The 233-nt window shown below is 52.8% G+C and carries 1 protein-coding gene; it reads left to right on the plus strand.

The window, feature by feature from the left end; all coding sequences use genetic code 11:
* The coding region (locus KVT27_RS26265) for an ABC transporter transmembrane domain-containing protein (protein ID WP_254636314.1) at window positions 1-233 on the plus strand (233 nt) is incomplete at both ends.

The raw sequence follows: 233 nt of genomic DNA on the forward strand, positions 1-233 counted from the left end.
TATGCTGCGCAGTCGGCGCGGAGCTAGCCGGGCCGTATATCACGAAGACGATCATCGACCAGCATCTCTCCAATGATACGAACCAGATGTCATCTGTGCTCAGGCTGCTCGGTATATATATGGGTTTGCTGCTGGTCGCCAGTATTTGCAACTATACGCAGGCCTACCTGTTTCAGTCCACGGCGCTCCAAATCATCAAGAACATGCGCATGGACCTCATGCGCCATATTCAG

The sequence above is a fragment of the Lysinibacillus sp. GbtcB16 genome (genome assembly GCF_019091145.1).
Taxonomy (GTDB): Bacteria; Bacillota; Bacilli; order Bacillales_A; family Planococcaceae; genus Lysinibacillus; species Lysinibacillus fusiformis.